This window comes from Aeromonas sp. 84A, assembly GCF_051919345.1.
Classification (GTDB): Bacteria; Pseudomonadota; Gammaproteobacteria; order Enterobacterales; family Aeromonadaceae; genus Aeromonas; species Aeromonas veronii.
Window position 1 is genome coordinate 2,541,038 of sequence record NZ_JBQBEW010000001.1, and the last position, 25,870, is coordinate 2,566,907.

Below are 25,870 nucleotides of genomic sequence, written 5' to 3' on the forward strand. Positions count from 1 at the left end.
TGAGTGGTACAAAACAAGAAGGATCCCCATGACTGTTCCACGCAATTCCCTTCGCCATTACGCCAGATCCAGCGCTACCGCCCTGTTGACCCTGCTGCTGGGCACTGCCTCTCACGCGGTGCTGGCCGCTGCCCAACCTGTGCCTGCCGAGCTCAAGCTCGCCATCGGAGCCGAACCCACCGAAGGGTTTGATCCTCTGCTTGGCTGGAGTCACGGCAGCTACCTGCTGCTGCACAGCCCGCTGCTCAAGCAAAACGCGGACCTCAGCTGGCAGGATCTGCTCACCAAATCGGTGACACCGAACAAGGATGGCAAGGGGTGGCTTATCACCCTCAAGCCCGGCCTGAAATTCTCAAATGGCGCGCCGCTCACCGCCGAGGATGTGGCCTTTACCTACAACAGCGCAGCCAAGGGCGGCGGCAAGATCGACATGGGCAACTTTGTCTCGGCCAAGGAGCTCTCACCCACCGAAGTGGCCATTACCCTGAGTGCCCCCCAGAGCACCTTTGTCAACGTGCTGGGATCCTTGGGCATAGTGTCGAAGCAGGATTACGACGCAAAAACCTATGCCCAAAAGCCGGTCGGTGCCGGCCCTTACCGGCTGGTGAGCTTCCTGCCCGGCCAACAGCTGGTGGTGGAGGCGAACCCCTATTACGCCGGCGGCAACAATGACTTCAAACGGCTGGTCTTTGTCTTTATCGATGAAGAGAGCGCCTATGCCGCCGCCCAGAGCAGCCAGCTCGATGTGGTGCGCATCGCCCCGTCGCTGGCGCCCACCGTGCCTGCTTCCCTCAAGCTCTGGGTGCGGCCGAGTGTAGAGAACCGTGGCATCGTTTTCCCTATTCCGCCTGCGGGTGGCAAGGATGCCAAGGGTTATCCCATCGGCAACGACGTGACCTCGGACGTGGCGGTGCGCCGCGCCATCAACTACGCCATCGACCGCAAGCTGCTGGCCGATCAGCTGCTGGAAGGACATGCCATCCCCGCCTACAGCGCGGTGGAAGGTTTGCCCTGGCTGAACAAAGCCACCGCCTTCAAGGATGGCGATGCCGCCCACGCCAACGCCCTGCTCGACGAGGCGGGTTGGAAGATGGGCAGTGACGGCATTCGCCACAAGGGCTCCCTGCGCGCCGCCTTTACCCTCTGGTACACCAGTGGCGACAGCACCCGCCGGGATTTGGCGGAAGCGGTGCGGGCCATGCTCAAACCCATTGGCCTTGAGGTGAGCCTCAAGTCCGGCAGCTGGGAGCAGGTGGAGCGCGAGATGCACGCCAATCCGGTGCTGATGGGGTGGGGGAGTCTGGATCCCATGGAGCTCTATCACCACTACCAGAGCGGCTCCGGTGGCGTGGAGTTCTACAACCCGGGCTACTACAGCAACCCTGTGGTGGATGGCCACCTCAAGCAGGCGCTGGATGCCCCGAACTGGCAGGCGGCCGTGCCGTTCTGGCAGCAGGTGGAGTGGGATGGCAAGACCGGCGCCGGAGTGCAGGGAGATGCCGCCTGGGCCTGGCTGCTCAACGTGCAGCACACCTATCTCGCCAACCGTTGCATCGACCTTGGCAAGGGGGCGCCGGAAATCCACGGTAGCTGGTCCCTGCTCAACAACCTGCAGGATTGGCGGTGGACGTGCCGGTAAGTTCGCCCTTGAGTCATTCAGGTTATCTGTTGCTAAAAGCCCTGCTGCGTCTGGCAGGGCTGTTATGTCTGGTCTCGGTCGCCACCTTTGTGCTGCTGAGCTACTCCCCCATCGACCCCATCAAGGCCTATATCGGCAACGACCTGCTCCATGTGCCGCCAGAGCAGTACGCCCGCATCGCCGCTCGCTGGGGGCTGGATCAGCCGCTCTGGCTGCGTTACTGGCACTGGTTTACCCAGGTGCTGCGGGGGGATCTCGGTTACTCCATGCTTTATAACGCACCGGTGGGTGAGGTCATAGGCCAGCGCTTTGCTGCCTCCTTCCTGCTGCTGGCGGGCGCCTGGCTGCTGTCCGGCTTTTTCGGGATTTTGCTGGGCCTCTGCGCCGGTCGCTATCTCAACCGCTGGCCCGATCGCCTTATTTGCCGTTTTGCCTACCTGCTCGCCTCCTTGCCCACCTTCTGGGTCGGCCTGTTGCTGCTCGCCCTGTTTGCGGTGCATTGGCCGCTACTGCCGGTCTGCTGCGCCTGGACGCCGGGGCTCGCTGCCGATGAGGCGGATTGGCTGATGCGGTTGCGTCATCTGCTGCTGCCGGTCACCACGCTCGCCCTGCTCGGGCTGGGCAATATTGCCCTGCATACCCGGGCGCGAGTGGCCGAGGTGCTGGAGAGCGACTTTATCCGCTACGCCCGCGCTCAGGGGGATGGCGGCTGGCCGATGCTGCGTTTTCACGTGCTGCGCCACGCCCTGACCCCGGCGCTCTGCCTGCAGTTTGCCTCGCTCGGTGAACTGATTGGCGGATCGCTCTTGGCCGAAAAGGTCTTCTCCTACCCGGGGCTCGGCCAGGCCACCGTGGATGCGGGGCTCAGGGGCGATATCCCCTTGCTGATGGGAATCGTGCTCTTCTGCACCCTGCTGGTCTTTATTGGCAACACGGTGGCCAGTTTGCTGCTGGCGCGCATCAATCGGGGTTGGGAGGGTGAGCATGTTGTTTAATCCGCTTCCCTCCATACTGCGGCTGGTTTTTGCCCTGCTCGGATTGGCGCTGCTGGCCACTTACGGCTGGAGCCTCTCTCATCAGGATGTGCCGATGGATCTGCTGGCGCGCCAGCAACCCCCCTCGCTGGCCCACTGGTTCGGCACCGATCAGATGGGGCGGGATCTCTGGTTGCGGGCTTTTCAGGGCACCCTCACCAGTCTGGAGCTGGGCATCAGCACGGCGCTCTGCAGTGGCCTGCTGGCCATGGCGGCGGCAAGCGTGTCGCTCATTCACCCCAGATGTGATGCGGCGGTGCGAATGGTGATCGACGCCATGCTGGCGCTGCCCCATATGCTGCTGCTGATCCTCATCTGCTTTACCGTGGGGGGCGGTATGCGCGGAGTGATCCTGGCGGTGGCACTGACCCACTGGCCCAAGTTGGCACTCATTCTTTGCGCAGAAGCGCGGCGGATCGCCTGCAGCGACTATGTGGTGCTGGCCCGCTGTCAGGGGATGAGGGCGCTGCGTCGCTGGCGCACCCACTTGCTGCCGGGGCTGCTGCCCCAGTGGTTTATCGGCACCTTGCTGATGTTTCCCCATGCGGTGCTGCACAGCGCGGCCTTGAGCTTTCTCGGCTTTGGGCTGGCGGCCCACGAGGCCTCGCTGGGCCTGCTGCTGGCCGATGCCCTGCGTTATCTGGCCGGTGGCGGCTGGTGGCTGGCCCTATTCCCCGGCCTGATGTTGTTGCTGCTGGTGTTGCTGTTTGATCAGGCGACCCGCGCCTTGCAACAGCTGCTTTGGCACAGGAGTGAACCATGCTGAGTTTTGATCAGGTGACCATAGAGGCAGCCCACTACTCCTGGCTGGGGCGGCGCAGTTGGCAGCCATTGCTGACCGATATCAGCCTGCAACTGGCGCCGGGGGAGATAGTGGCGCTGGTGGGGGGAGCGGCGAGGGCAAGAGCCTGCTGTTGCAAAGCGCTCTGACTCTGCTGCCGGACAATCTGCGGATGCGCGGCACCATCTCCCTCGATGGCACGCCTCTGTGCGATGCCAGTAGGGCCCGTCTGCGCGGTCACACTCTCTGCTATGTGCCACAGGGGGTGAGCGCTCTCAATCCGTTGCTGACGGTGGAGCGCCAGCTGGGCCGGGCGGCGCGTCTCTGCGGTCAGAGCGGTTCTCGCGAGCGGCTCGGCGAGCAGTTGCTGCGCTACCAGCTGCCCGCGACCACCCTGGACAGATTCCCGCGCCAGCTCTCCGGCGGCATGGCCAAGCGCATTCTGGCCTGCACTGCGGCGCTCGGCGGTGCCCGCTACATTCTGGCAGACGAGATCACCGCCTGGCTCGACGAAGGGCTGGCCTGCCAGCTGCTCAGCCAGTTGCGTGAATTGGTCAATCAGGGCTGCGGTATCCTCTGGGTGACCCACGATCTGGCGCTGGCGGCCCGCTTTGCCGATCGCATTGTGGCGCTGCATCAGGGGCAGGTGAGCGATACCTTGAGCTGCCACCATCTGCGCCAGGGGCAGGGGAGCGAGATGCTCCGCGCCCACTGGCAGGCGCTGCCCGAGTTCAATGCGCTCTTCTCTGTGCCGGAGGTTTCCTGATGTTTGAAGTACGAAATCTCACTATCGCCCAGGGGGAACGACCCCTCTGGCAGGGGTTATCGCTGACGGTGAAAGCGGGCGAGCGACTCGGTATCTCTGCGCCGAGTGGCCATGGCAAGACCACGCTGGGGCGGGTATTGGCGGGTTGGCAACCGGTTGGGGCTGGCGGGCAGATCCTGCTGGATGGGCAGCCAGTACCTGAACAGGTAAAAGGTTATAACCCCATCCAGCTGGTGCCCCAGCACCCGGAACTCACTTTCAATCCCTATCGCACCACCGTGCAGGCGCTCTGGGATGTATGGCGCCCCGATGACGCCATGCTGGCCCGCTTTATGGTCAAGCCTGAATGGCTTGGTCGTAAACCCGGCCAGCTCTCCGGTGGCGAGCTGGCCCGCATCGCGTTGCTGCGCGCCCTCGATCCCCGCACCCGGTTGCTTGTCGCCGATGAGGTGACCGCCCAGCTGGACCCGCAAATCCAGCGCCATATTTGGCAGGAGTTAATGCGTGAGTGCGAGCAGCGCGGGCTTGGCATCCTGATTTTTAGTCACCAGCAGGCGCTGTTGCGCCAGATCTGCCATCGGGTGCTGCGCTTTGGGGAGGTGCAGCCCGTGACTGGTGTATTGGCTGAAAATGCGGCCTGAGGATTGGCTTCCCCCTCATCCCCAGCCCTTCTCCCGCAAGGGGAGAAGGGAGTTGAAGGTGCCATCTCACCACGCTCGGGGTTTAGGGTTTGGAAAATCTCGGGGTTTGAAAATATGGCTGGTTGTTATGCTCGAAGCGCCCCCTGAGGGGTTTGAGGGAGTCGTATAGTTGCAGCATGCTGTCGGCATCCACAAACCGGTTCCCTCTCCCAGGGGAGAGGGCCAGGGTTCGGGGGGCGAGTATGAAACGCTGGCCATTCTGTACAGAGAGAACCGTTGGCAAAGTGCGCAGATAAAGAGAGGGAGGCATCAGCCTCCCTCTCTTGTTTTCTACCGTTATCAGTGGCGTTTAACTGGTTCAGGCACTGGCCAGCCAGTTGAGCCAGGCATCCATCCCTTCGCCCGTGGTGGCGCTGACCTGGATCACCTGAATATAGGGGTTGACCCGTTTGGCGTTCTCGATGCAGCGGGCCACGTCAAAGCTGACGTAGGGCAGCAGATCGATCTTGTTGATTACCATTAGCTGGGCGGCGGCAAACATATCCGGGTATTTCAGCGGCTTCTCTTCCCCCTCGGTGACCGAGAGGATCGCCACCTTGTACTTCTCGCCAAGATCGAAGCTGGCGGGGCAGACCAGATTGCCTACGTTCTCGATAAAGAGGATGCCCCCTTCATTGGCGGGCAGCTGGTGGCAGGCGTCGTGAACCATTTTGGCATCCAGATGGCAGCCCTTGCCGGTGTTGATCTGCACGGCAGGAACGCCGGTGGCACGGATGCGATCCGCATCGGCACTGGTCTGCTGATCCCCTTCGATTACAGCGCAGGGGCGCTTGTTGGCCAGCTGGCGCAAGGTTTCGCACAGCAGGGTGGTTTTGCCTGAACCCGGGCTAGAGACTAGGTTGAGCACCAGCTGGGCCGCCTCGTCGAAGTGTTCGCGGTTGTGGGCCGCCAGCGCATTGTTCTTGGCCAGCACATCCATCTCGATGGCGATCAGCTGGCGCTGCCCCATGCCGGGCACCGACAATCCCGCCTCCCCTTTGCCATAGTGCAGATCACCCTGCTGATGGTCATGGTCATGGTCATGGCTGTGATCATGGGAATGGCCGTGGTCATGAGAGTGGGCATGATCATGATGATGGTCGTGGGGGTGATCATGGTGGTGCTCATGGGGGTGATCATGCCCCTCTAGGCTTATGGGAGCCCGCACCCCATGGTAGTGGTGATGGACATCCCCCTGATGGTGATAGTGGTGGTGAATGATCAGGGTGCGCGGCGCGCTCTGCTCGTGATCATGATGATGATGGGCGTCATGAGCATGATGATGGTCGTGTTCATGACCATGTTCATGGTGATGTTCATGTTCGTGATGATGCTCATGATCGTGCTCATGGCCGGCGATCCGCGCCTGGCCGCATCCGCATACGCTACACATATCAACTTACCTCGATGTCGGTGATGCGCAGGCTATCACCCTGCGCGACTCGTAATTTGTATCCGCCACACTCGGGGCAGGCCTGCCCGCGCTCGGTGAGGGTGACCGTCTGGTTGCAGTCGTAACACCAGGCCTCTGCCGCCTGGTGCTGAAAGTGCAGCTGGGCCCCCTCGACGGCGGTGCCCTTGGCGGCCGCCTCGAAACAGAAGGCAATGGTGTCCGGGTCGACGCAGGAGAAGCTGCCAACCTCGAGCCAGAGGGCGGTCACCCTGGTAAAGCCCCGCTGGATGGCCTGTTCAGCCGCCAGATCGATGGCGGCCATGGCCAGAGACATTTCGTGCATGGTGGCTCCTTAACCGATATGGAGAGGAGCAGTGACTCCTCCCTGTAATTGACGGAACGGCATGGCCGCTCAACAGATCCGCGGCAGCAGTTCCCCCTGCGGCAGCTCCAGATAGCGGCGGCTGCCCCAGGGGTTGTTGAGGATCACCTTGTGGCGATCGCTCGCCTGCACCACGCCGATCTGGCTGGCAGCGGGGTTGAATTGCCGCAAGATGCCCAGCGCGTCCTGCGCCTGTTCGGCAGGCAGGGCTAGCACCATGGTTCCCTCGTTGGCGAGATCATGGGGCTCGAAACCGTAGAGCTCGCACAGGCCACGCACCGGATCGCACACCGGAATGGCGGACTCCTCCAGCTCGATGGCAACGCCGGAGGCGCTGCTCCACTCGTTGAGCACGGCCGCAAGGCCACCGCGGGTGGCATCGCGCAGGGTGTGAGGGGTAATACCCGCTTTTAGCAGCGCTTCTACCTGTGGCCAGAGGGTGGTGCAGTCGCTCTTGAGATCAGATCCCAGCTGCAGGGCGTCACGGGCCATCAGGATGCAGGCGCCGTGGCTGCCGATATCCCGCGACACCAGGATGGCGTCACCGGCTTTGAGGTTGCGCACCGAGATGCCCCGGCTTTGCTCAGGCAGCGGGAAGGTGCCGACCCCGCTGGTGTTGATAAAGATCTTGTCGGCTGCCCCCTTGGGCACCACCTTGGTGTCGCCGCAGACAATGCGGGCACCGCTCTTGGCAAGCTCTGCCGCCATCGACTCGACGATGCGGGCCAGATCGGCGTAGGGGAAACCCTCCTCGATGATAAAGCTGCAGCTCAGATACTCGGGCTTGGCCCCCATCATGGCGAGATCATTGACCGTGCCGGCGATGGCCAGCTTGCCGATATCCCCTCCCTCGAAGAAGAGCGGCGAGACGGTAAAGCTGTCGGTGGTGAAGGCGACGGGGCCGTTCACCGGCAGCAGGGCGGCATCTTCACCGCGCAGCAGGATCTCGTTGCCAAAGTGGCGAAAGAAGAGCTGGTTGAGCAGCTGGTTCATCTCCACGCCCCCGCCGCCGTGGCTAAGTTGGATTTCTCTCATCGTTCCTGGATCCCCATATATCGGTAGTAGGCATTGCAGGCCCCCTCGGAGCTGACCATGCAGCTGCCCATGGGCTGGGTCGGGGTGCAGCCCCGGCCAAAGACGTTGCACTGGTTCGGTTTGGCCAGGCCGCGCAGGATATCGGCGCACTGGCACGCCTTGTGGTCATCGATGGGGGTCTGATTGAGCGCAAAGTGACGCTCTGCATCGCGCTTGGCGAAGGCATCGCGCAGGCGCAGGGCGGAGGCGTTGATATCCCCCAGACCTCGCCAGCGAAAATGCTCGCGGGTCGCGAAAAAGCGCTCGACCAGCCGCTGGGCGGCTTTATTACCGCTGGCGGTGACGGCGCGGCTGTACTGCACCTCCAGCGCGTAGCGACCCTCCACCTTCTGGCGCACCATCATCAAGAGCGCCTCCATCACATCCACCGGCTCGAAGCCGCTCACCACCACCGGCACCTGATAGCGTTCGACGATAGGCAGGTAGATATCGGCGCCTGTGATGACGCTGACGTGGGAGGGGCCGATAAAGGCGTTCACCTTGGCCACTCCATCGGCCATCACCGCATGAATGGCGGGGGGCACCAGCACATGGTTGATATGAAACAGGAGGTTCTCAATCCCCTCAGCTTCAGCCGCAGCCAGCAAGGCGGCGGTCATGGGGGTAGAGGTCTCGAAACCGATGGCGAAGAAGACCACGGTTTTTTCCGGGTTCTCTTTGGCGATACGCAGGGCATCGAGGGGGTCATAGACCGGACGGATATCGCTCCCTTTGGCGCGCTGCTGGGCCAGCGTGCCTTTGGAGCCCGGCACCCGGATCATGTCCCCCAGGGTGACCAGAATGACATTCGGTTGACTCGCCAGCTCGATGGCCTGATCGATGCGCTCTTTTGGCATGATGCAGACCGGGCAGCCGGGGCCGTGGACAAACTCGATGCTGGCGGGCAGCAGCTGGTGCAGGCCGTACTTCATGATGGTGTGGGTATGGCCGCCACACACCTCCATCACCCGCAGCGGTTCGGGCAGATTTTTGGCCAGTTCTGTAATTTGGGCGGCGAGGGCGCGGATCACCTCGGGCTGGCGAAAGCCCTGAAACAGATCATTCAAGGTCAGCATGGCAAGATATCCTGTTTGGGCATCAGGGCCACCATCTGGCGGAAGCTCTCGAGGCTGGCCTGCGCCTCCGCTTCGTCAATCTTGCTCATCACAAAGCCGATATGGAGCAGCACATAGTCGCCCACCTGGAGAGGCTCTTCGAGCAGCATGCAGCTGACGCGCCGCTGCACCCCCAGGGTGTCGACGGTGACGCAGTTATCTTCGGGGTGCAGCTGCACCACCTGAGAGGGGATGGATAGACACATGGATTTCAGGACTCCGACAAGGTGGCACAGCCAGCTGTGGTTGGGCGGTGCGTGGCAATATGGTGGATGGCAAACCAGAGCTGACCGGCGGCGATGCTACCGTCATTGAGCGGCAGGGTTTCGCTGGTCAATACCTGCCGACCGGCCGCTTCGAGAGCGGGCACCAGCTGGTCCATCAGCACCCGGTTTTGAAAGACACCACCCCCAAGCGCCACCGGATAGCCGGGGAAGCGCTCGGCCAGGGCGATGACCAGATTGCTGATGGCTCGGATAAAACCGGCGGCCAGGCTGGCGGTGGCGGTGCCTGACCGCCTCTCGCTGACAAGGGTATGGAGCAGCTCTGCCCACTGGATCCGCAGCGGCCCCTCCGCTGATTGGCTGAGATCAAAGGCGAGGGGGAAGGGCTGTTCATCGGGTGCCAGCTGCAAGGCAGCCGCCTCCAGCAATAGCCCCGCTTCGCCCTCGTAATCGGGGGTGTCGATCACCCCCAAGAGCGCCGCCACCGCATCGAACAGCCGACCGATGGAGCTGGTGTAAGGGGCGTTGCGACCGAGATGCCAGAGCTGGTGCAGATTGTTGATCTGCTCAGGTGGCAACGTGTTGATCAAAGGAATGTCGAGGGCACTGATCTCCTCAGGGCTGTGCGATTCAAACAGCAGCCCCAGCAGCTGACGCACCGGCTCGCGAATGGCCGCCTCGCCGCCGATCAGCTTGAAAGGCGCGAGGTGGGCAACACGATCGAAGCCCTGAACGTCTGCGATCAGCAGCTCGCCGCCCCAGAGGGTGCCGTCATCGCCAAGGCCGGTGCCATCGAAGGCAACACCCAGCACCGGGCCCGTGATGTCGTGCTCGGCCATCACCCCCAGCAGGTGGGCGTGATGGTGCTGCACCTCGAGGTGGGTGGCACCTTGATTCTGGCAATAGCTTTTGGCCCACTGGTGGCTGAGGTAGCCGAGGTGGCGATCCGAGACCAGCAGTTCTGGCTTGAGATCGTAGAGTTCGCGAAAGGTGGCCAGGGTCTGCTCGAAGTGCTCCTGCATCGGCAGGCTGTGGAGATCGCCAATATAGGGGCTGTAGATGCGCTGGCGGCCGAAGGCGAGCGCCAGCTGGTTCTTCTGTTGCGCCCCGACTGCCAAGAGCGGCGCCTTGACCGCCTCTTGCAGGCTGGGAGTGCAGGGGGCATAGCCCCGGGCCAGCCGCAACGTCTGGCGTCGCCCGCCTGCCCACTGCACCAGACTGTCGTCGCACGGGTGCAGGATAGGGCGGTTGTGATCCAGGATGCCGTCAATCTCGCTGCCGAGTTCCCTGACCACCGCCTCGCACTCGATAAGGATTGGGCTGCCGCGACCATTGGCGCTGGTCGCCACCAGCGGCATGGCACAGGCGTCCAGCAGCAGCTGATGGAGCGGGGTATAGGGGAGCATAATGCCAAGGTAGGGAATGCCGGGGGCGATCCCCTCGGCCAGCGGCGCGGTTGTCAGTAGGGATTCTGAGAGCCGATCATCGTTAATGCGCTTGCGCAGCAAGGTGATGGGTCTGGCCTGAGAGGTGAGCAGCTTCCACTCGTCTTCGCTGCCGGTGACATGCAGTTTGGCCTCGGCAAGGGAGCCCATCATCACCGCCAGTGGCTTGCGCGCGCGCCGCTTGAACGTTCGCAATCTGGCAACACTCTGTTCATTGCGGGCATCGCATATCAGGTGATACCCCCCCATCCCCTTGACCGCAATCAGCGCCCCCGCCTGCAGTGCGCTTGCTGCTGCTTGCAGGGCATCCTCGCGCTCGGCCAGGGCATCGCCGAGGCCGCTGCGCCAGGTCAGATGCGGCCCGCACTCGGGGCAGCTCACCGGCTGGGCATGGTAGCGTCTGTCCAGCGGATTTTCATAGGCCGCCGCGCAGCGCGGGCACATGGCAAAGCCTGCCATGGCGGTATGGGGTCTGTCGTAGGGGAGGCGGCGGATAATGGTGTAGCGCGGGCCGCAGTGGGTGCAGTTGGTAAAGGGGTAGTGGTGGTGGCGATCGTTGGGGTTGGCCACGTCCGTGGCGCACGCCTCGCACATTCCCTGATCCGGCGAGATGGCGACCGTGGCCGCGCTCTGCTGCTGGCTTGCTTTAATTCGAAACTGGCCATGAAATTGGCCATCGAAGTCGGGATCATGAGCGAGGGGCAGTTCCCGCTCGCTGAAGTGATCGATGCGGCTCAGCGGCGGCGCCAGTTCCCGCAGTTCGCGGGCAAAGCTGGCCATCTGCTCGGGCGATCCTTCGGCGCCGATGGTGACGCCGCTCGCGTCGTTCAACACATAGCCGGCAAGGCCGTGGCGCAGCGCCAGTCCATAGACGAAGGGGCGAAAGCCGACCCCCTGAACTATGCCGTCGATATGAAATTCGCGGCGCAGCCGGTTGGCCACAGGATTGGCAGAGTCAGAGGGGGTGATGGTGGCGCTCATGCCGGCTCCATCTCATCTTGAGTCTGCGGCAAACGCAGCACCCGGCGCTCGTTCTCCTCGCGTCGTACCCAGCCATCCATCTCCATGCGCAGGCAGAACGGAATGGCGTATTTGCGCGACAAGCCGGTGATCTCCTTGAGGGATGCCATGTCGATCAGATCTCCCACCTGCTGGCCCGCCAGCACGGCGGCGACCATCTGGTTGTAAAGCTCGGCGTCGTAGTAGATGGGGCCATCGAGCTGCACCAGATACTTGAGTCGTGCCAGATTGCGCAGCTGCCTTTGCAACGCGCCTTTTTGCTGCAAGCCCTGCTGCAGGGCGGCGGGCAGTTTGCGGGTGATAAAGGGATCCAGCGCCACGCCGCCGGGGCCCAGTTTACCGGGCTCGTAACCCTCCTTGCCTTGATCTCGCACCACCTTGAGCACCAGTTGCGCCTCTTCTCCCAGATCGTCTTCCGACTCGCCGCTGCCCTGCTGCCACTTGTCATGGTGCAGGCGAACAAGCTGCTCGCTCTTGAGCTGCTGGAGCAGGGCCTGAGTGACCGGCAGGGCGATGCCAAAGCGGGTTGCAAGCTCTGCGGCGCTAAGCGGTTCGCTGGCCAATGTAGCGAGCAGCTGGTCGCGGCTCTGGGCCAGCCAGTGGTTGTCCAGCAGCCACTCACCGAGGGGGGTGACCTGCTCTGGCTGCTGGTCAAAGCGGCTGGCTAGCACATAGCCGTTGAGCCCCAGTTGCAGGGTGGCCGGGTTGTAGTGCTCGAGCTCATCTGGCAGCTCGCCCAGCAGGGTGTGCAGTGCCTTGCGTCTGGCGGGATGGATGTCGCCGCACCAGACGATGCGGGCGCCGTGCAGCAGTTCGCTGCTGCCGTGGCGAATGATGGCGAGCGGCTGGCCGAAGAAGCAGGGGATGGGGCTGGTAAAGATCAGCCGCGCCAGCCGGGTATCCTTGATGGGCACGAAACGGGCCCGGCCATGCCAGCTGCCAAGGGCCACTTCGATCTCCTTGTTGTGCAGAGAGGGGCGTAGCGTCTTGGTGCTCAGGCTCTCGGCGTTGAGTCGCACGATAAGGTGGGTCGCCGCCTTGCACTGGCCAGCGGCGCTGGTAAGGCAGTGACCGCGGGCCACCTCCTTGTGGGGCACTTTTTTAAGGCCCACCGCCACCCGACAGACGGCGCCGATCTCGTCGACGCTCTGGTGATAGGCCTGCAGCGAGCGCACCTGCACCTCCCGATCGGCGGGGTAGAGGCGCAGTTTGTCTCCCACCTTGAGGCGGCCCTGTTGCAAGGTTCCGGTGAGCACGGTGCCGGTGCCGTTGGCGGTAAAGACCCTGTCCACATACAGTCGCGGGGCGCTCTGCTCGCGGGCAGCGTGTGAGGCTGGCAGTTCGGCAAGCTGGCGCACGATAGCGGCGTGCAGGGCAGCCATATTGGCGCCGGTTTTGGCGCTGACGCTGACGATGTCGGGCACCATGCCGCTTTCGTCCATTACCCGCTCCAGCAGGCTCTCTTCCAACAGCAAAAGCTCGTCGGGGGAGACCAGATCGCACTTGTTGATGCAGACCAAGAGGCGCGGCACCCCCATCGCCTTGAGCAGGCGCAGGTGATCGCCGGTCATCGGCATCCACCCCTCGTCGGCGGCAATCACCAGCAGCACCAGATCCAGACTCCAGAGCCCCGCCACCATGTTGCGGATATAGCGCTCGTGGCCGGGCACGTCGATGACGCCGATGGTGTTGCCCTGACAGTCGTCGAAGTGGGCAAAGCCGAGATCCTGGGTCATGCCGATGGCCTGCTCATGGGCGCGGGCGGTGGTGATGCCGGTGAGAGCCTTGATAAGCAAGGTCTTGCCGTGATCCACGTGGCCGGCAAGACCGATAACGGCGCGATAGGGGGTCATGGGATCAGGGCTCCTCGCTCGCATTTGTTGCATTGAACGGGGCGGGCAGCAGCAATTCCCTGAGTTGGGCGATCAACAGCTCCATCTCCGCCGGCAGCAGGGTGGCCATATTGAGCAGCACCTTCTGCTGGCGCACGGTGGCGATGACCGGCACCGGCAGTTCGCGCAAATCATCGAGCAACTGCTGGGCCGGGCGCGGGTCGGTGCACTCCAGCGCAGGGGCCGGATAGAACTCGTCCGGCAAGGTGCCACCGCCCACCACCAGCTGGGCGGGGACCGGCACAAAACAGCCGGGCAGGGCGGCCATCAGCCGGGAGGCTCTCGCCTCCATGGCGGCCGGGTTGCTCAAGGTGCGCTGGGCAATACCCTCACCGATGGGGGATTTGTTGAGCTTGTGGATGAGCAGCCGTTCGAGCAGGGAGTAGACGATGCGGCTCGGGCGGAAGGTGCGCATCATGGGGTGTTTTTCCAGCCGCTTGATAAGGTCGCTGCGGCCGCTGATGATGCCAGATTGCGGGCCCCCCAAGAGCTTGTCGCCTGAGTAGCAGACCAGATCCGCCCCCGCCTTGATGTACTGGCGCACCGAGGTTTCATCCGGTGCAAACTCTTCTGTGGTCAAGCCAGAGCCCTGATCCACCGCCAGCACTACATGTTCGGGCAGGGCGCGGGCCACCTCGCCGATATCGGGGGACTCGGTAAAGCCGCGAATGGCGAAATTGGATCTGTGCACCATCAGCACCAGCGCGGTCTGATCGGTGATGGCATCGAGGTAATCTTTGGCGGTGGTGATATTGGTGGTGCCCACCTCCACCAGTTTGGCGCCGGAGAGGGCCAGAATATCGGGAATGCGAAAACCGCCGCCAATCTGGATCTGTTCGCCGCGCGAGACGATCACCTCGCGCCCCTTTGCTACCTCCTGCAGCAGCAGGAAGAGGGAAGCTTCGTTGTTGTTGACCACCAGCGAATCCTCGGCCTGGGTGAGGCAACGGAGCAGGGGGGCGATCAGCCCCTTGCGCCCACCGCGTTTGCCGGTGGCGAGATCCAGCTCCAGATTGTTGTAGCCGGTGTTGAGGTCACGCACCTCGTCCCACAGCTCATGACTTAATGGCGATCGCCCCAGATTGGTATGCACCAGGGTGCCGGTAGCGTTGATCACCCGGGTCTGACGCTGGCGCAACTGCTGTCGGCAGCGTTTGGCAATCAGCACCTCGATCTGCTCGGGGGCGACGCCGTGCTGGCGAAAATCTTCGCTCTGGCGCAGCTCGCTCAGGGTGTCGCGCACCGCCTGGGTCACCAGCGGGCGGCTCAGCGCCTCGATAAACCCGGCGAGAAAGGGTTGCTGCAGCAGCTGTTCCACTTGCGGCAGACGGCGGGTTTGTCGCTGTGAATCGTTGGCAGCCGTACCTGATGCGGGCTGGCGGTGGGGGATGGCTGGCGCGTGAGACGAGTTCGGCATGGGATTACCAGTGCAGTGCGTGGGTTCGGGATGCGCACCGGTTTGCCGATAGAGAGGCCGAGCTGACGGGTTATGGCACTGCTGGCGATTTGCGGATGAGTGCAAACTGGGTGCATCAATGAGCGGGTATAAATTAATGCTGCATCGATGCTGATAAATTAATTGTTGGCCAGCGAGATAACCTGAGTTCGGATTATATTGGCAAGCGGCAAGCACCTTTTTTAAGGTATTACTTCAAACATATTGAACAAACAATGGAAATAACATTCAGGCCGAAAAATTCAGCGGGAGAGTATTTGTTCAATAGATAAATTTGGCGGAAGAGGCAGGAATCGAACCTGCCAAAGCCTTCTCGGCTCACATCGGTTTTGAAGACCGAGGAGGCCACCAGACCCCATCAACTTCCGTAACGGTCGCCATTTTGTGGCAAATTTCTGTGACTGGCAACGCTTTTTTTGTCATAAAAAAGCGAGAGTTAGCGATTTTTTGAAAAAATCAAAGAACCTTGTTTTATATCAAGTTCAGCACAGTTAGCCCGATGTTTTTAATTTAACATCGGGCCTCGATCACATTGCCAAAAGCGTCAGTCAATAACGGTCGTTAACAACTCGCTAAATAATCACCGCTTGGCGTTGGCAATATTCCACTGATCCAGTTTCTCTATTAACAAGTCGGTATCCTTGGCGGCATCAAGGTGCTGATAAAGATAATCCATCGCCTCGCTCACCATATCGGTCATCGGGAAGGAGAACGCCACGATGGCCGGTTGTACCCCGACAAAGATCACCTCTGGGACAAAGGTCTTGAGCTCGTCGATCAAAAAATTGAGCGGCATATTGTGGGTCGAGAAGATAAACATCTCGGCGATGGTCTCGGGGGGGATCACCTGCAGGGTTCCCGCCTTTTCGCCGATCTCGGCGGCATCCACCAGTACCACTCGCTCCGGTTGCAGCTCCCGCACCTTGTAGACCACATTTTCCGGCGCGATGCCGCCGTCAATATGGATCCAGCCGGACAGGGGGGCGGCTTGCAGTTTGTCGGCAAGATAGGGGCCGGCACCGTCGTCCCCCATCATGGCATTGCCCACGGTCAACACGAGATTGCAGCCCATCAGCGGCTCCTTACCATCAGGTACATATGGGGGTCGTTAAAGAGGGCGGTGAGCTGATCCATAAAGGTGTTGGTCCAGCCCAGCTCCTGCTCATCGAGTAGATTGTCGGTTTTGCGCAGCCGGTCGAAGGCGCAGGCCAGCATATGGCAGTGCTCGCGATAGATGGTGATCTCGCCAAAGGTGAGAAACCCCTCCATCTTGCGGCGTGCTTCACTTCCCTCTGGCAGCTTGGCTACCCAGTCGCGATAACCGGTCAGCGAGCAGACCAGGTCTGCTCGCAGGCAATCGACGATGCCGAGGTGATGGCCGATGGCGAGGCTGTAGTACATCACCTCCCTGGCCTCTTCCGGCACGTCGAACTGCTCGTCGACGAACTTGCGCGAGAGTCGATAGAAGAAAACCTCGTCAGCCATGCACCGCCTCTCCCTTGCCGGCCGCCCGGTTGAGACAGGCGTTTGCGAGGTTGTTGACGATCTCCGAGAGGCGCGGATCATCGTGCTGATCGAGGTAGCTCTGAATGCGCAGATCCACATCCTGCTGGGTCGCCCCTTCGAGCAGGGCCATAAACTCGTCGGCGATGATCCGCCCCTGCCGATAACCGGCCATGCGGCGCGCTTCGCGCTCGATCATCACCCGGATTTCATTGGGGATGCCGGTGTGGCGCAGCTCGACCCGTTCACCCGGTTGCACCTCGTGGCTGGTGGCTTTGAGTTTCTGCTCAAGCAGACCGAGCGCCACCGCAAAGCCGTAGATGGTGGCTGCCGGTGTGGGGGGGCAGCCGGGGATATAGACATCCACCGGCACAATCTTGTCGGTGCCGCCCCAGACGCAGTAGAGGTCGTGGAAGATGCCGCCGTCACAGCCGCAGGCGCCGTAGGCGATACAGATCTTGGGATCGGGCGCCGCCTCGTAGGCGCGCAGGGCCGGAACCCGCATCGCTCGGGTCACCGCGCCGGTAAAGAGCAGGATGTCGGCGTGGCGGGGGGAGGCGACCACCTTGATGCCGAAACGCTCGGCATCGAACAGCGGGGTGATGGTGGCGAAGATCTCTATTTCGCAGGCGTTGCAGCCGCCGCAATCGACCCGGTAGACATAGGCCGAGCGGCGAATGTCCTTGAGCAGGGTCTTCTTGAGTTTGGTGATCTCGGGATCCTGTGCCAGCGGCACGGCGCGGGTATGGGCATGGCCGACAACCGGTTCTATGCCTTTGATCTTGCTCATCACATCCACTCCTTTTGTGCGGCCATCGGTGTGGCTATCGGTGTGATCAGGGCCGAGTCAGGCTGGCTCAGCATGCTCTGTTTTCGTTTGCAGTCGGGGCAGTGGTGCAGCCGCTCCGGGGTGGCCAGCGGCGTGCCCGCCTGCTTGAGGGTGTCCTCCATCAGCGCCACCAGCTTGCTCGGGGCAAAGTAGGTGCCGCACAGGGTGCAGGGGGCCAGCGCGAAGCGGGCCTCCTCATAGAGATCCGCCTTGTTGGTCACCGCCAGCTCGAACTCGGGGGAGAGGGCGATGGCGCGGGTCGGGCAGACCTCCTCGCAGCGGCCGCAGAAGATGCAGCGCGCCATGGAGATCTCCCAGCGCCGTTCGCCGGTCTCCATGTCCACTTCCATCACCAGCGCATTGGCCGGGCAGGCCTTGGTGCAGGCGGCACAGGCGATGCACTGATCCGCCTGATATTTCGGTTTGCCGCGAAAATCCCGGTTCACCTCGTAAGGGGCGAAGGGGTACTTGGCGGTCGGGGTGCCAGCCTTGAGGATGGTCTTGAACAGCTTGATCATGATGACCCCTTATTTCAACGGAGAGTTTTTGCGATCGATGCCGTAGCGCTCGATCTCCTTGTAGGAGACCACGGTGGATTTGCCCTTCTTGGGGTCGACCAGGGTGACCCGGTCGGTACAGGAGTAGCAGGGATCCAGACTGCCGATGATCAGCGGCGCATCAGCGACGGTATTGCCGCGCAGCATGTAGCGCAGGGCGGGCCAGTTGGCGTAGGTGGCGGCGCGGCAGCGCCAGCGGAACAGCTTCTGGTTGTCCCCGGTCATGCTCCAGTGGACGTTCTCGCCGCGGGGCGCCTCGGTAAAGCCCAGCGCAAATTTGCCCGGCTGGTAGGTGAAGCCTTCAGTGAGCAGTTGCCCTTCCGGCAGGTGCTCAAGACCAAACTCAATCATGTCGAGGGAGTTGTAGAGCTCGTGGATGCGCACCAGCACCCGGGATTGCACATCGCAACCCGCCTTGGTCTGGATCTCCATCGGCAGCTCGCGGTAGCCGGCAAAGTCGTGAACCCGGCGCACGTCGCGCTTGAAGCCGCTCGCCCGCACCATGGGGCCGACGCAGCTGAAATCGCGGGCAATTTGCGGCTCGAGCTTGCCGATACCGATCAGGCGGGAGGAGATGTTGGCGGTATCCAGCAGCATGGCCACCAGGGGTTTGAGCTCATCACGGAGCTCGCGCACCAGCTGGGCACCCTTGATGCGATCTTCCTTGAAGATGTCGCGGCGCACCCCGCCAATCAGGTTGAGACCATAGGTCTTGCGCGCGCCGGTCAGCAGCTCGGCCAGGGTCATGGATTTCTCCCGCACCCGGAAGAACTGCATAAATCCGGTGTCGAAACCGGTGAAGTGGCTCGACAGGCCGATGTTGAGGATATGGCTGTGCAGGCGCTCCACCTCCAGCAGCACGGCACGGATCATCTTGGCCCGCTCCGGCACCGGAATGCCCATGGCGTTCTCCACCGAGGTGGTGTAGGCGACGCTGTGGGTAAAGCCGCAGATGCCGCAGACCCGGTCGGTCAGAAATGCAACTTCGTTGTAGCCCATCCGGGTTTCCGCCAGCTTCTCCATGCCGCGATGGACATAGAAGAGGCGGTAGTCGGCATCGATGATGTCTTCCCCATCGACGAACAGACGAAAGTGACCCGGTTCGTCCGAGGTGATGTGCAGCGGGCCGACCGGCACGATGCGGTTGGCATCACTGCCCAGCTCGTTGACGAAGGGGTAGGTCTCGGTGTCAGTGGTGGGCATCGGGCGCTGGCGATAATCCATGGCGTCCTTGCGCAGCGGGTGGATATCCTCCGGCCAGTCATCCGGCAGCACCAGACGGCGTTCGTCCGGCAGACCGATGGCGCGCAGGCCATACATGTCGCGGATCTCCCGCTCGCCCCACACAGCCGCCGGAATGGTCGGGGTGATGGAGGGGTACTCCTGGGTATCGGCATCTACCAGCACCTTGACGGTGATCCAGCACTTGGTGTCGCCCTCCATGGAGAAGACGTGGTAGACGGCGAAGTGGCCGTTGAGGCTGCGCTCGTCATTGGCAAACGAGAGCGGAAGCCAGCCCCCCAGCTGATGGAAAATCAGGCTGGCCGTCTCGACCAGACTGGTGGGTTTGACGGTGATGGTGGCCTGATCGGCGGTTTGCCACTCCTCGTCGACGATGGCGTGGGGCAGTTGGGCTCGCACCTGCTGGATGTAGTCGCAGCCGATGCGATCCGAAATGGCGATGGTCATGCAGTTCTCACTTTAATGTTCGGGAATGAGCATTCACAAATGATGAAATCGGAAAAAGTTGCTGTGCTGGCGGGCATGGCTCAGACCCCGACCAGATAGGCGAGCAGCGCCAGCAGGGCCAGCCCCAAGCCGTAGCGGGTGAGCTTGTGGGTGCGCACGAACTGGGTACGGGCCATGGCGTTTTCGATGATGCCAGCCAGCAAAAAGGCCACCAGCAGCTTGCAGGCGAGGATCAGCGCCGCACCGATGAGTGCAGGCAGACTCCAGTTGGCTGCTTTGCCGAAGGGCAGGAAAATCACCAGAAAGAGCTGCACCACTACCAGTTGCTTGAGGCCGATGGAGAGCTTGAGCAGGGCCAGCCCCGCACCGGAATACTCGGTGAGCGGCCCCTCCTGCAGCTCCTGCTCGGCTTCGGCGCAGTCAAAGGGCAGCTTGCCCATCTCGACAAACACCGCGAAGGCGCAGGCGGCACCGGCCAGCAGGGTGGCGATGGGCGCGGCCAGCGGCTGGGTCGCCACATAGCTGCTGATGTTGCCCAGATCCGAGCTGCCCACCATCATCGCCATGATGAAGCAGGCGAGCACCAGAATGGGCTCCACCAGAATGCCGAGAGTCAGCTCGCGGCGGGCACCGATCCCTGCAAACATGCTGCCGCTGTCGAGACCCGCCAGCGAAAAGAAGAAGCGGAAGATGGCGAACAGATAGATGTCGGTGATGAGATCCCCGGCGATGGGGAAGGGGGACTCGTGAGTCAGGGTCGGCAGCGCCATCCCTACCAGCAACAGGGCGGCGATGAGCAACGCAGGCATCAGGTTGAAGATGATGCCGGCAGGCTCGGGGGTCACCTCTTGGCGGCGCAGGAGCTTGGCGATATCACGGTAATCCTGCAGCAGGCCCGGCCCCTGACGGGAGTGCATCTTGGCTCGTAGCACCCGGTTGAAACCGGTGGCGAGCGGGGCCAGCGCCAGCATGGCGATGGCCTGGGTCAGGGCGAGGGCAACCATGCCCCAGCTCGGCATTTCAAGAACAGGCATATCAGACTCCTACAGCCATCAGGATAAAGAGCGCCAGCACCACGCAGTGCAGCAACCAGCCGGTTGTCCCGCTGGTATCGCTCACCCCGTGCAGGGCGCTGGCCAGATCGAGCTGCGGCTGCTTGCGATAGAGTGGCGCGCAGAGTTGGCGCAAGGTGTGGGTGACACCGCCAGAGGTGAGGCTCATGCGCTCCTCATAGGCGTAACCACAGGCCCACGGGGTGCCAGCGTGACGACGACCCAGCTTGGGCCCCTTGAAGATGGCCAGTACCAGCAACGGGATGAGGAACAGCCCCAGCAAGGTGATGGCGATAACGGGTGGGGAGAGGATCGCCTGGCTGCTATCGAGTGGCAGCAGGGTGGCGCCGGTGGCGACACTCATCTGGCTGGCAACGAGTGCCTGACCATAGCTGGCGATATGGGGGGCAATCCAGGGGGCACCCAGACCCAGCACCAGACAGACCGCAGCCAGCAGCAGGGTGCCTGCCACCATGGCGCCCGGCACTTCGCGGGCGTGGCTCGCTTTCTCGCTGCGCGGGGCGCCGCAGAAGCAGATGCCGTACACCTTGACGAAACACATCACCGCCATGGCGCCGGTCACCGCCAGCATTACTACCGCGAGCGGCGCGACGACGGAGGTGCCGAGTTTGGTCATGGAGAGCAGGGACTGGTAGATAAACCACTCGCTGACAAAGCCGTTGAGCGGCGGTAGCGCCGAGATGGCCATGGCACCGATGAGGAACGCCAGCGCGGTCCAGGGCATCAGCTTGGCCAGGCCCCCCATCTTGTCCATGTCACGGGTGTGCAGGCGGAACATCACCGAGCCGGTGCCCATAAAGAGCAGGCTCTTGAAGATGGCGTGGTTGAGCAGGTGATAGAGGGCGCCGAGCAGCCCCAGCACCACCAGTGCCGGTTGCTGGTTGGCGATGCCGATCATGCCGATCCCCATTCCCATCAGGATGATGCCGATGTTCTCCACCGTGTGGTAGGCGAGCAGCCGCTTGAGGTCATGCTCGGCCAGCGCAAACAGCACCCCGAGCACCGCCGAGCAGGCACCGAAGATCAGCACCACATAGCCCCACCAGAGCTGGCTGGCGCCGAGAAAATCGATGCTGACCCGCAAGATGCCAAAGAGACCCAGCTTCACCATCACGCCGGACATCAGCGCCGAGATATGGGAGGGCGCAACGGGCTCGGCCACCGGCAGCCAGCCGTGCAGCGGTACGAAACCGGCGCGCAGGCCAAAGCCGCAGAAGCTGAGCAGAAACACCAGCGAGGCCAAACCGCCCGCCAGATGGTGCTCGCGCAGCGCGGCGAACTCCAGCGAACCGCTTTCACGGCAGAGCAGCCAGAAGGCGATCAGCACCAGCGCCATGCCGATATGGTTCATCACCAAGTAGAGACGGCTCTGTTTGGCGGCCTCGGGGTTGGTCTTGACCAGCCAGTAGGTGGTGAGGGTCACCAGCTCGTAGCAGAGCAAGAAACCGAGCGCGTTGTCGGCCAGCACCATGCCCACCATGGCAAAGAGGAAGAGGTTCATCAGTGCGCCGATGGCCACATCGCCCTTGCCCTGATATTCGCGGATATAGGCAAAGGAGTAGAGGGCGACGGCGACGCCGACGGTGCTAATCACCAGCAGCATCAGTGCGGCCAGCATGTCGAGGTGCACTGAGCCCAGCAGCCAGAGTTGGCCGTCGACGGGGGCGCCTTGGGCAAAGATCTGGATGGCGGCGACCAGACCCGTGAGTGACCCCAATAGGGCAAGGCCGCTATTGAGGCGGTTGGCCAGTGCGGGCAGCTTTTGCAGCAGCAAACCGGCGGCAGCGCCCAGCAAAAAGAGCAGGAGCGTGGCCATTACAAGGGGGGACAACATCAGCGAACTCCCTCTGTGGTAGATAAATCGGATGCAGGGAGCGCCGTGGCGGGCGCCGGGAAGGCAGAGGCCCCTTGCGGGTTGGTGTCGGCCGCTTGCTGGCGACGGATACGGGCGGCGCGTTCGGTGTCGCCGTCATTGACCAGCTTCAGTGCCTGGGAGGGGCAGGCTCCGACACAGGCGGGGCCGTCGGCGCGAAACTCGCACAGGTCGCACTTGACGGCGATGCTGCGCACTCCCGGCTCCCAGCTCAGCAGATCCTCGCCAAAGCAGCGCAGGCCTGCGGAAGTTGAGGGGTTGCTGGAGCGGATGGAGCAGGGGATATAGGTGTCGTAGCTGTTGGCCACGGCTACCGGACGGCTGCCGCCGCTCTGGATGGCGCCAAAGGGGCATGCAACGGCGCAGAGATTGCAGCCAATGCAGAGCGACTCGTTGAGTTGCACGCAATCGCCGGTCTGGCGAATTGCCTCGACCGGGCACACCTTGATGCAGGGGGCATCGTCACAGTGACGGCACTGAACCGGCATGGTCGCCTGCTCGTGTCGCATAACGGTTAAACGGGGGGCTTGCTGCAAACCTTGCGCCTTGTGTACCTCGCTGCAGGCCGCCATACAGGTGCCACAGCCGATACAAAGCTTGGGGTCAGCGATAACGAAGCGGTTCATAGCCTACCTTGTCGTGTCGCGAACGGAGAAAGTAGGGGCAGGTTGGCAAGATACGGGCCAGAATGGTTTTTGCAGCTAAATTAGTCTTAAGTTGCTGTTTTTAAATAAATAAAAATCTTCGCGTAGTTGAGTGAACGCGCTGATATGGCTGTCGAACTGTGACGTTCGTCACTTGTGACGAAGCCGCCAAGAGGGTTCGTCACCTTGGAAAACACAGCATGAGTAGGGTGCAAAGAACGAAGTGAATTGCACCTCTCCGACATATGTTCGCGGTGCACGGCGCTGCGCTTGTTGCACCCTATGGTGCTCTGTCTGTTCGGATAGAGGCCGCCTGTTTTGAAACCGTAGGTTCGATTAGCGAAGCGTAATCGGACGCACGAGAACGCAAATATATCGGCAGTATGCCGGGAGCAGGGGCAAAGAACGAAGTGAATTGCACCGTTGGCAACATATGGTCGCCGTGGTTTGCTCCCTTCTCCCCTCGCGGGAGAAGGGTTGGGGATGAGGGGGTCGGTAATCGGGGTTAACGGAAACAAGAGAGGGAGGCCAATGCCTCCCTCTCTATTTGCTGACGTTTTCTATGCCATCAAGAGGCCATCAACACGCCATCAGATATCCACCTGGGATCCCAGCTCGATAACCCGGTTGGGCGGGATCTCGAACTGATCCGGCGCGCGCAGGGCGTTGCGCTGCAGCAGCATAAAGAGCTTGCCGCGCAGATAGAGATACCAGGGGCGCTCTTTCATGATCAGCGACTCGTGGGCCATAAAGAACGAGGTTTCCATCATCCGGCAGCTGAGCCCCTCGGCGTTGCAGCGGTGGAAGATCTCCTCCACGTTCGGGGTCTCGCGCCAGCCGTAGCTCGCCACTACCCGCCAGAAAGTGGGGGAGAGCTGCTCGATGCAGACCCGGCGCACATTGTGGACGTAGGGCACATCCTCCACCCGCAGGGTGAGCAGGATGATCCGCTCGTGCAGCACCTTGTTGTGCTTGAGATTGTGCAGAAGCGCATGGGGGATCACATTGACCACCCGCGACATATAGACCGCAGTGCCGGCCACCCGGGTCGGCGGGGATTTCTCCAGCGAGGCGATCATCGGCTCAAGGGAGTTGCCGTGCTCGTTCAGGCGGCGAATAAGCTGGAAACGCTCGCTCTTCCAGCTGGTCATCACGGTGAACATCACCGCGCCCAGAGTGAGCGGCAGCCAACCACCGGAGAAGATCTTGGCGAGGTTGGCGGCAAACAGCGGCACGTCGATACAGAGCAGCGCGGCAAACAGGATGGCCACCAGATACTTGTTCCAGTGCCAGCTGTTCTTGGCCACCGAGCAGGAGAGGATGGAGGTAAGCACCATGGTGCCGGTCACCGCGATGCCGTAGGCCGCCGCCAGATTGCTGGAGTGCTCGAAGCTCATGATGACGATCACCACCGAGATATAGAGCATCCAGTTGATGACCGGAATATAGATCTGGCCGGACTCCTGCTCGGAGGTGTGAACGATGCGAATGGGGGAGAGATACCCCAGCCGCACTGCCTGCCGGGTCAGCGAAAAGACCCCGGAGATCACGGCCTGCGAGGCGATCACCGTCGCCATGGTCGCCAGCAGCAGCAGCGGCACCAGCGCCCATTTCGGCGCGAGCAGGAAGAAGGGGTTGGCAATGGCGGCGGGGTTACTCAGCAGCAGCGCCCCCTGACCGAAGTAGTTGAGTACCAGCGACGGCAACACCACGATAAACCAGGCGAGGCGAATTGGATTCTTGCCAAAGTGGCCCATATCCGCGTAGAGCGCCTCCACCCCGGTGATGGCCAGCACCACGGCGCCGAGGGCAAAGAAGGAGGTGGTCTGGTACTGGACAAAGAAGCGCACCGCCCAGATGGGGTTGAGCGCACCCAGCACCTCGGGGTTGTGGATGATGCCGCGCAGCCCCAGCACCGCCAGCGTCATAAACCAGATCAGCATGATGGGGGCAAACAGCTTGCCCACCATGGCGGTGCCATGTTTCTGGATGGCAAACAGCAGGGTCAGCACCAGCACCGAAAGGGTGACGATATAGGGGTCGAGGGCGGGGGTGAGAATGCTCAGACCCTCGATGGCCGACATCACCGACATCGCCGGGGTGATCACCACCTCGCCATAGAAGAAGCTGCCACCAATCAGACCGAGGATGATCAGCAGCGGTGTCCAGCGGGTGGAGGCGTTGCGGGTCGCCAGCGACATCAGGGTGAGAATGCCACCCTCACCGGCGTTGTCGGCCCTCATCACAAAGGAGAGGTACTTGACCGACACCACCAGGATCAGCAGCCAGAAGATCAGCGAGAGAAAGCCGAGAATGGAGGCCGGCTCGACGCCGAACCCGAATTGACCTGACAGGCACTCGCGCAAGGTATAGAGCGGGCTGGTGCCGATATCGCCATAGACTACGCCAATCGCCGCCAGCATAACGCCGGGAGTGGCTTGTTGTTTATCACAGTTCATGAGTTCATCTTGTCAGTTTGATGTTTACACGTTTGCCAACGCACAGCTGCCCGACCTACCAAGAGAGTCGTGATATTTAATCGGGAGAGAATTAATGGATTGCGATGGGAAAGGGCGCTAACGGAATAGTGATCTGCTTGTCATGGAACACAGTCTGTTCATCTGTCATTAAGCTTATAATGACACACACTCTGCGGGACTATGCTCAGTTATAAATAATCAAAAGTTCAATTTGAGTAAGAGAATTAATTATCCGGCGATTGAAATATTACGCGGTAATGCAGGCAACTGTTTGTTTTATCTAGCGAAGTGGTTTGGCTAAAATCTTTTTCCAAAACGGAT

General features: G+C 61.9%; 21 protein-coding genes, 1 tRNA gene and 1 pseudogene. 5 read left to right on the plus strand and 18 right to left on the minus strand.

Annotated features, from left to right (window positions below; genetic code table 11):
* Window positions 1-28 precede the first annotated feature (28 nt).
* From ACTG20_RS11605 to ACTG20_RS11625, 5 genes and pseudogenes are all read left to right on the plus strand, one after another.
* Window positions 29-1,639 carry an ABC transporter substrate-binding protein gene (locus ACTG20_RS11605; protein WP_194496173.1) on the plus strand — a complete coding sequence of 537 codons (1,611 nt, stop codon included), beginning with the start codon at window positions 29-31 and terminating at the stop codon, window positions 1,637-1,639.
* Window positions 1,624-2,634, plus strand: a complete 1,011-nt coding sequence (locus ACTG20_RS11610; RefSeq protein WP_194496174.1) for an ABC transporter permease — start codon at window positions 1,624-1,626, stop codon at window positions 2,632-2,634. Before ACTG20_RS11605 ends, ACTG20_RS11610 begins: the two co-directional genes overlap by 16 nt.
* The gene (locus ACTG20_RS11615; RefSeq protein ID WP_194496175.1) at window positions 2,624-3,439 is read left to right on the plus strand and encodes an ABC transporter permease; all 816 of its coding nucleotides are present in this window, start codon (window positions 2,624-2,626) and stop codon (window positions 3,437-3,439) included. Before ACTG20_RS11610 ends, ACTG20_RS11615 begins: the two co-directional genes overlap by 11 nt.
* Window positions 3,433-4,220, plus strand: a pseudogene (locus ACTG20_RS11620) (ATP-binding cassette domain-containing protein). The gene ACTG20_RS11615 and the pseudogene ACTG20_RS11620 overlap by 7 nt, the downstream one beginning before the upstream one ends.
* Window positions 4,220-4,861 carry an ATP-binding cassette domain-containing protein gene (locus ACTG20_RS11625; RefSeq protein ID WP_194496177.1) on the plus strand — a complete coding sequence of 214 codons (642 nt, stop codon included), beginning with the start codon at window positions 4,220-4,222 and terminating at the stop codon, window positions 4,859-4,861. The pseudogene ACTG20_RS11620 and the gene ACTG20_RS11625 overlap by 1 nt, the downstream one beginning before the upstream one ends.
* Before the next feature lie 358 nt (window positions 4,862-5,219).
* On the opposite strand, the gene hypB is transcribed toward ACTG20_RS11625, so the two are convergent.
* The 18 genes from hypB to kup form a co-directional block, all read right to left on the minus strand.
* Window positions 5,220-6,293: a hydrogenase nickel incorporation protein HypB gene (hypB, locus tag ACTG20_RS11630; protein ID WP_194496178.1), complete on the minus strand. Its 1,074-nt coding sequence runs from the start codon at window positions 6,291-6,293 to the stop codon at window positions 5,220-5,222.
* A gap of 1 nt (window position 6,294) precedes the next feature.
* Window positions 6,295-6,636: a hydrogenase maturation nickel metallochaperone HypA gene (gene hypA / locus ACTG20_RS11635; RefSeq protein ID WP_194496179.1), complete on the minus strand. Its 342-nt coding sequence runs from the start codon at window positions 6,634-6,636 to the stop codon at window positions 6,295-6,297.
* A 69-nt stretch (window positions 6,637-6,705) separates the two neighbouring features.
* Complete coding sequence (gene hypE / locus ACTG20_RS11640; RefSeq protein WP_194496180.1) at window positions 6,706-7,710, minus strand: hydrogenase expression/formation protein HypE; 1,005 nt, start codon at window positions 7,708-7,710, stop codon at window positions 6,706-6,708.
* The gene (hypD, locus tag ACTG20_RS11645) at window positions 7,707-8,825 is read right to left on the minus strand and encodes a hydrogenase formation protein HypD (protein WP_194496181.1); all 1,119 of its coding nucleotides are present in this window, start codon (window positions 8,823-8,825) and stop codon (window positions 7,707-7,709) included. The genes hypE and hypD overlap by 4 nt, the downstream gene beginning before the upstream one ends.
* Complete coding sequence (locus tag ACTG20_RS11650) at window positions 8,819-9,070, minus strand: HypC/HybG/HupF family hydrogenase formation chaperone (protein WP_033115859.1); 252 nt, start codon at window positions 9,068-9,070, stop codon at window positions 8,819-8,821. Before ACTG20_RS11650 ends, hypD begins: the two co-directional genes overlap by 7 nt.
* Window positions 9,071-9,075: 5 nt before the next feature.
* Window positions 9,076-11,514 carry a carbamoyltransferase HypF gene (hypF, locus tag ACTG20_RS11655; RefSeq protein ID WP_194496182.1) on the minus strand — a complete coding sequence of 813 codons (2,439 nt, stop codon included), beginning with the start codon at window positions 11,512-11,514 and terminating at the stop codon, window positions 9,076-9,078.
* On the minus strand, window positions 11,511-13,406 hold the full coding sequence (gene selB / locus ACTG20_RS11660; RefSeq protein WP_194496183.1) for a selenocysteine-specific translation elongation factor: 1,896 nt from the start codon (window positions 13,404-13,406) through the stop codon (window positions 11,511-11,513). Before selB ends, hypF begins: the two co-directional genes overlap by 4 nt.
* A 4-nt stretch (window positions 13,407-13,410) precedes the next feature.
* Window positions 13,411-14,862 (minus strand): L-seryl-tRNA(Sec) selenium transferase, encoded by a 1,452-nt coding sequence (selA, locus tag ACTG20_RS11665; protein WP_439987663.1) that lies wholly within the window; start codon window positions 14,860-14,862, stop codon window positions 13,411-13,413.
* Window positions 14,863-15,176: 314 nt separating this feature from the next.
* Window positions 15,177-15,268 (minus strand) — tRNA-Sec (locus ACTG20_RS11670).
* Window positions 15,269-15,481: 213 nt separating this feature from the next.
* Window positions 15,482-15,973 carry a hydrogenase maturation peptidase HycI gene (gene hycI, locus ACTG20_RS11675; RefSeq protein ID WP_440008014.1) on the minus strand — a complete coding sequence of 164 codons (492 nt, stop codon included), beginning with the start codon at window positions 15,971-15,973 and terminating at the stop codon, window positions 15,482-15,484.
* Window positions 15,973-16,386, minus strand: coding sequence for a formate hydrogenlyase maturation HycH family protein (locus ACTG20_RS11680; RefSeq protein WP_439987666.1), 414 nt, complete (start codon window positions 16,384-16,386; stop codon window positions 15,973-15,975). The genes hycI and ACTG20_RS11680 overlap by 1 nt, the downstream gene beginning before the upstream one ends.
* Complete coding sequence (locus ACTG20_RS11685) at window positions 16,379-17,194, minus strand: NADH-quinone oxidoreductase subunit B family protein (RefSeq protein WP_005333324.1); 816 nt, start codon at window positions 17,192-17,194, stop codon at window positions 16,379-16,381. Before ACTG20_RS11685 ends, ACTG20_RS11680 begins: the two co-directional genes overlap by 8 nt.
* Window positions 17,194-17,751, minus strand: coding sequence for a formate hydrogenlyase complex iron-sulfur subunit (locus ACTG20_RS11690; RefSeq protein ID WP_439963975.1), 558 nt, complete (start codon window positions 17,749-17,751; stop codon window positions 17,194-17,196). Before ACTG20_RS11690 ends, ACTG20_RS11685 begins: the two co-directional genes overlap by 1 nt.
* 9 nt (window positions 17,752-17,760) lie before the next feature.
* Complete coding sequence (locus tag ACTG20_RS11695) at window positions 17,761-19,479, minus strand: hydrogenase large subunit (RefSeq protein WP_439963974.1); 1,719 nt, start codon at window positions 19,477-19,479, stop codon at window positions 17,761-17,763.
* An 80-nt stretch (window positions 19,480-19,559) separates the two neighbouring features.
* A complete protein-coding gene (locus tag ACTG20_RS11700) occupies window positions 19,560-20,513 on the minus strand; it encodes a respiratory chain complex I subunit 1 family protein (RefSeq protein WP_064337846.1) in 954 nt (317 codons plus the stop codon).
* Between the two features lies 1 nt (window position 20,514).
* Window positions 20,515-22,386, minus strand: coding sequence for a hydrogenase 4 subunit B (gene hyfB, locus ACTG20_RS11705; RefSeq protein WP_439987667.1), 1,872 nt, complete (start codon window positions 22,384-22,386; stop codon window positions 20,515-20,517).
* Window positions 22,386-23,051 carry a 4Fe-4S dicluster domain-containing protein gene (locus ACTG20_RS11710; protein ID WP_439987668.1) on the minus strand — a complete coding sequence of 222 codons (666 nt, stop codon included), beginning with the start codon at window positions 23,049-23,051 and terminating at the stop codon, window positions 22,386-22,388. Before ACTG20_RS11710 ends, hyfB begins: the two co-directional genes overlap by 1 nt.
* Before the next feature lie 608 nt (window positions 23,052-23,659).
* Window positions 23,660-25,528: a low affinity potassium transporter Kup gene (kup, locus tag ACTG20_RS11715; protein ID WP_439987669.1), complete on the minus strand. Its 1,869-nt coding sequence runs from the start codon at window positions 25,526-25,528 to the stop codon at window positions 23,660-23,662.
* Between the last annotated feature and the right edge of the window lie 342 nt (window positions 25,529-25,870).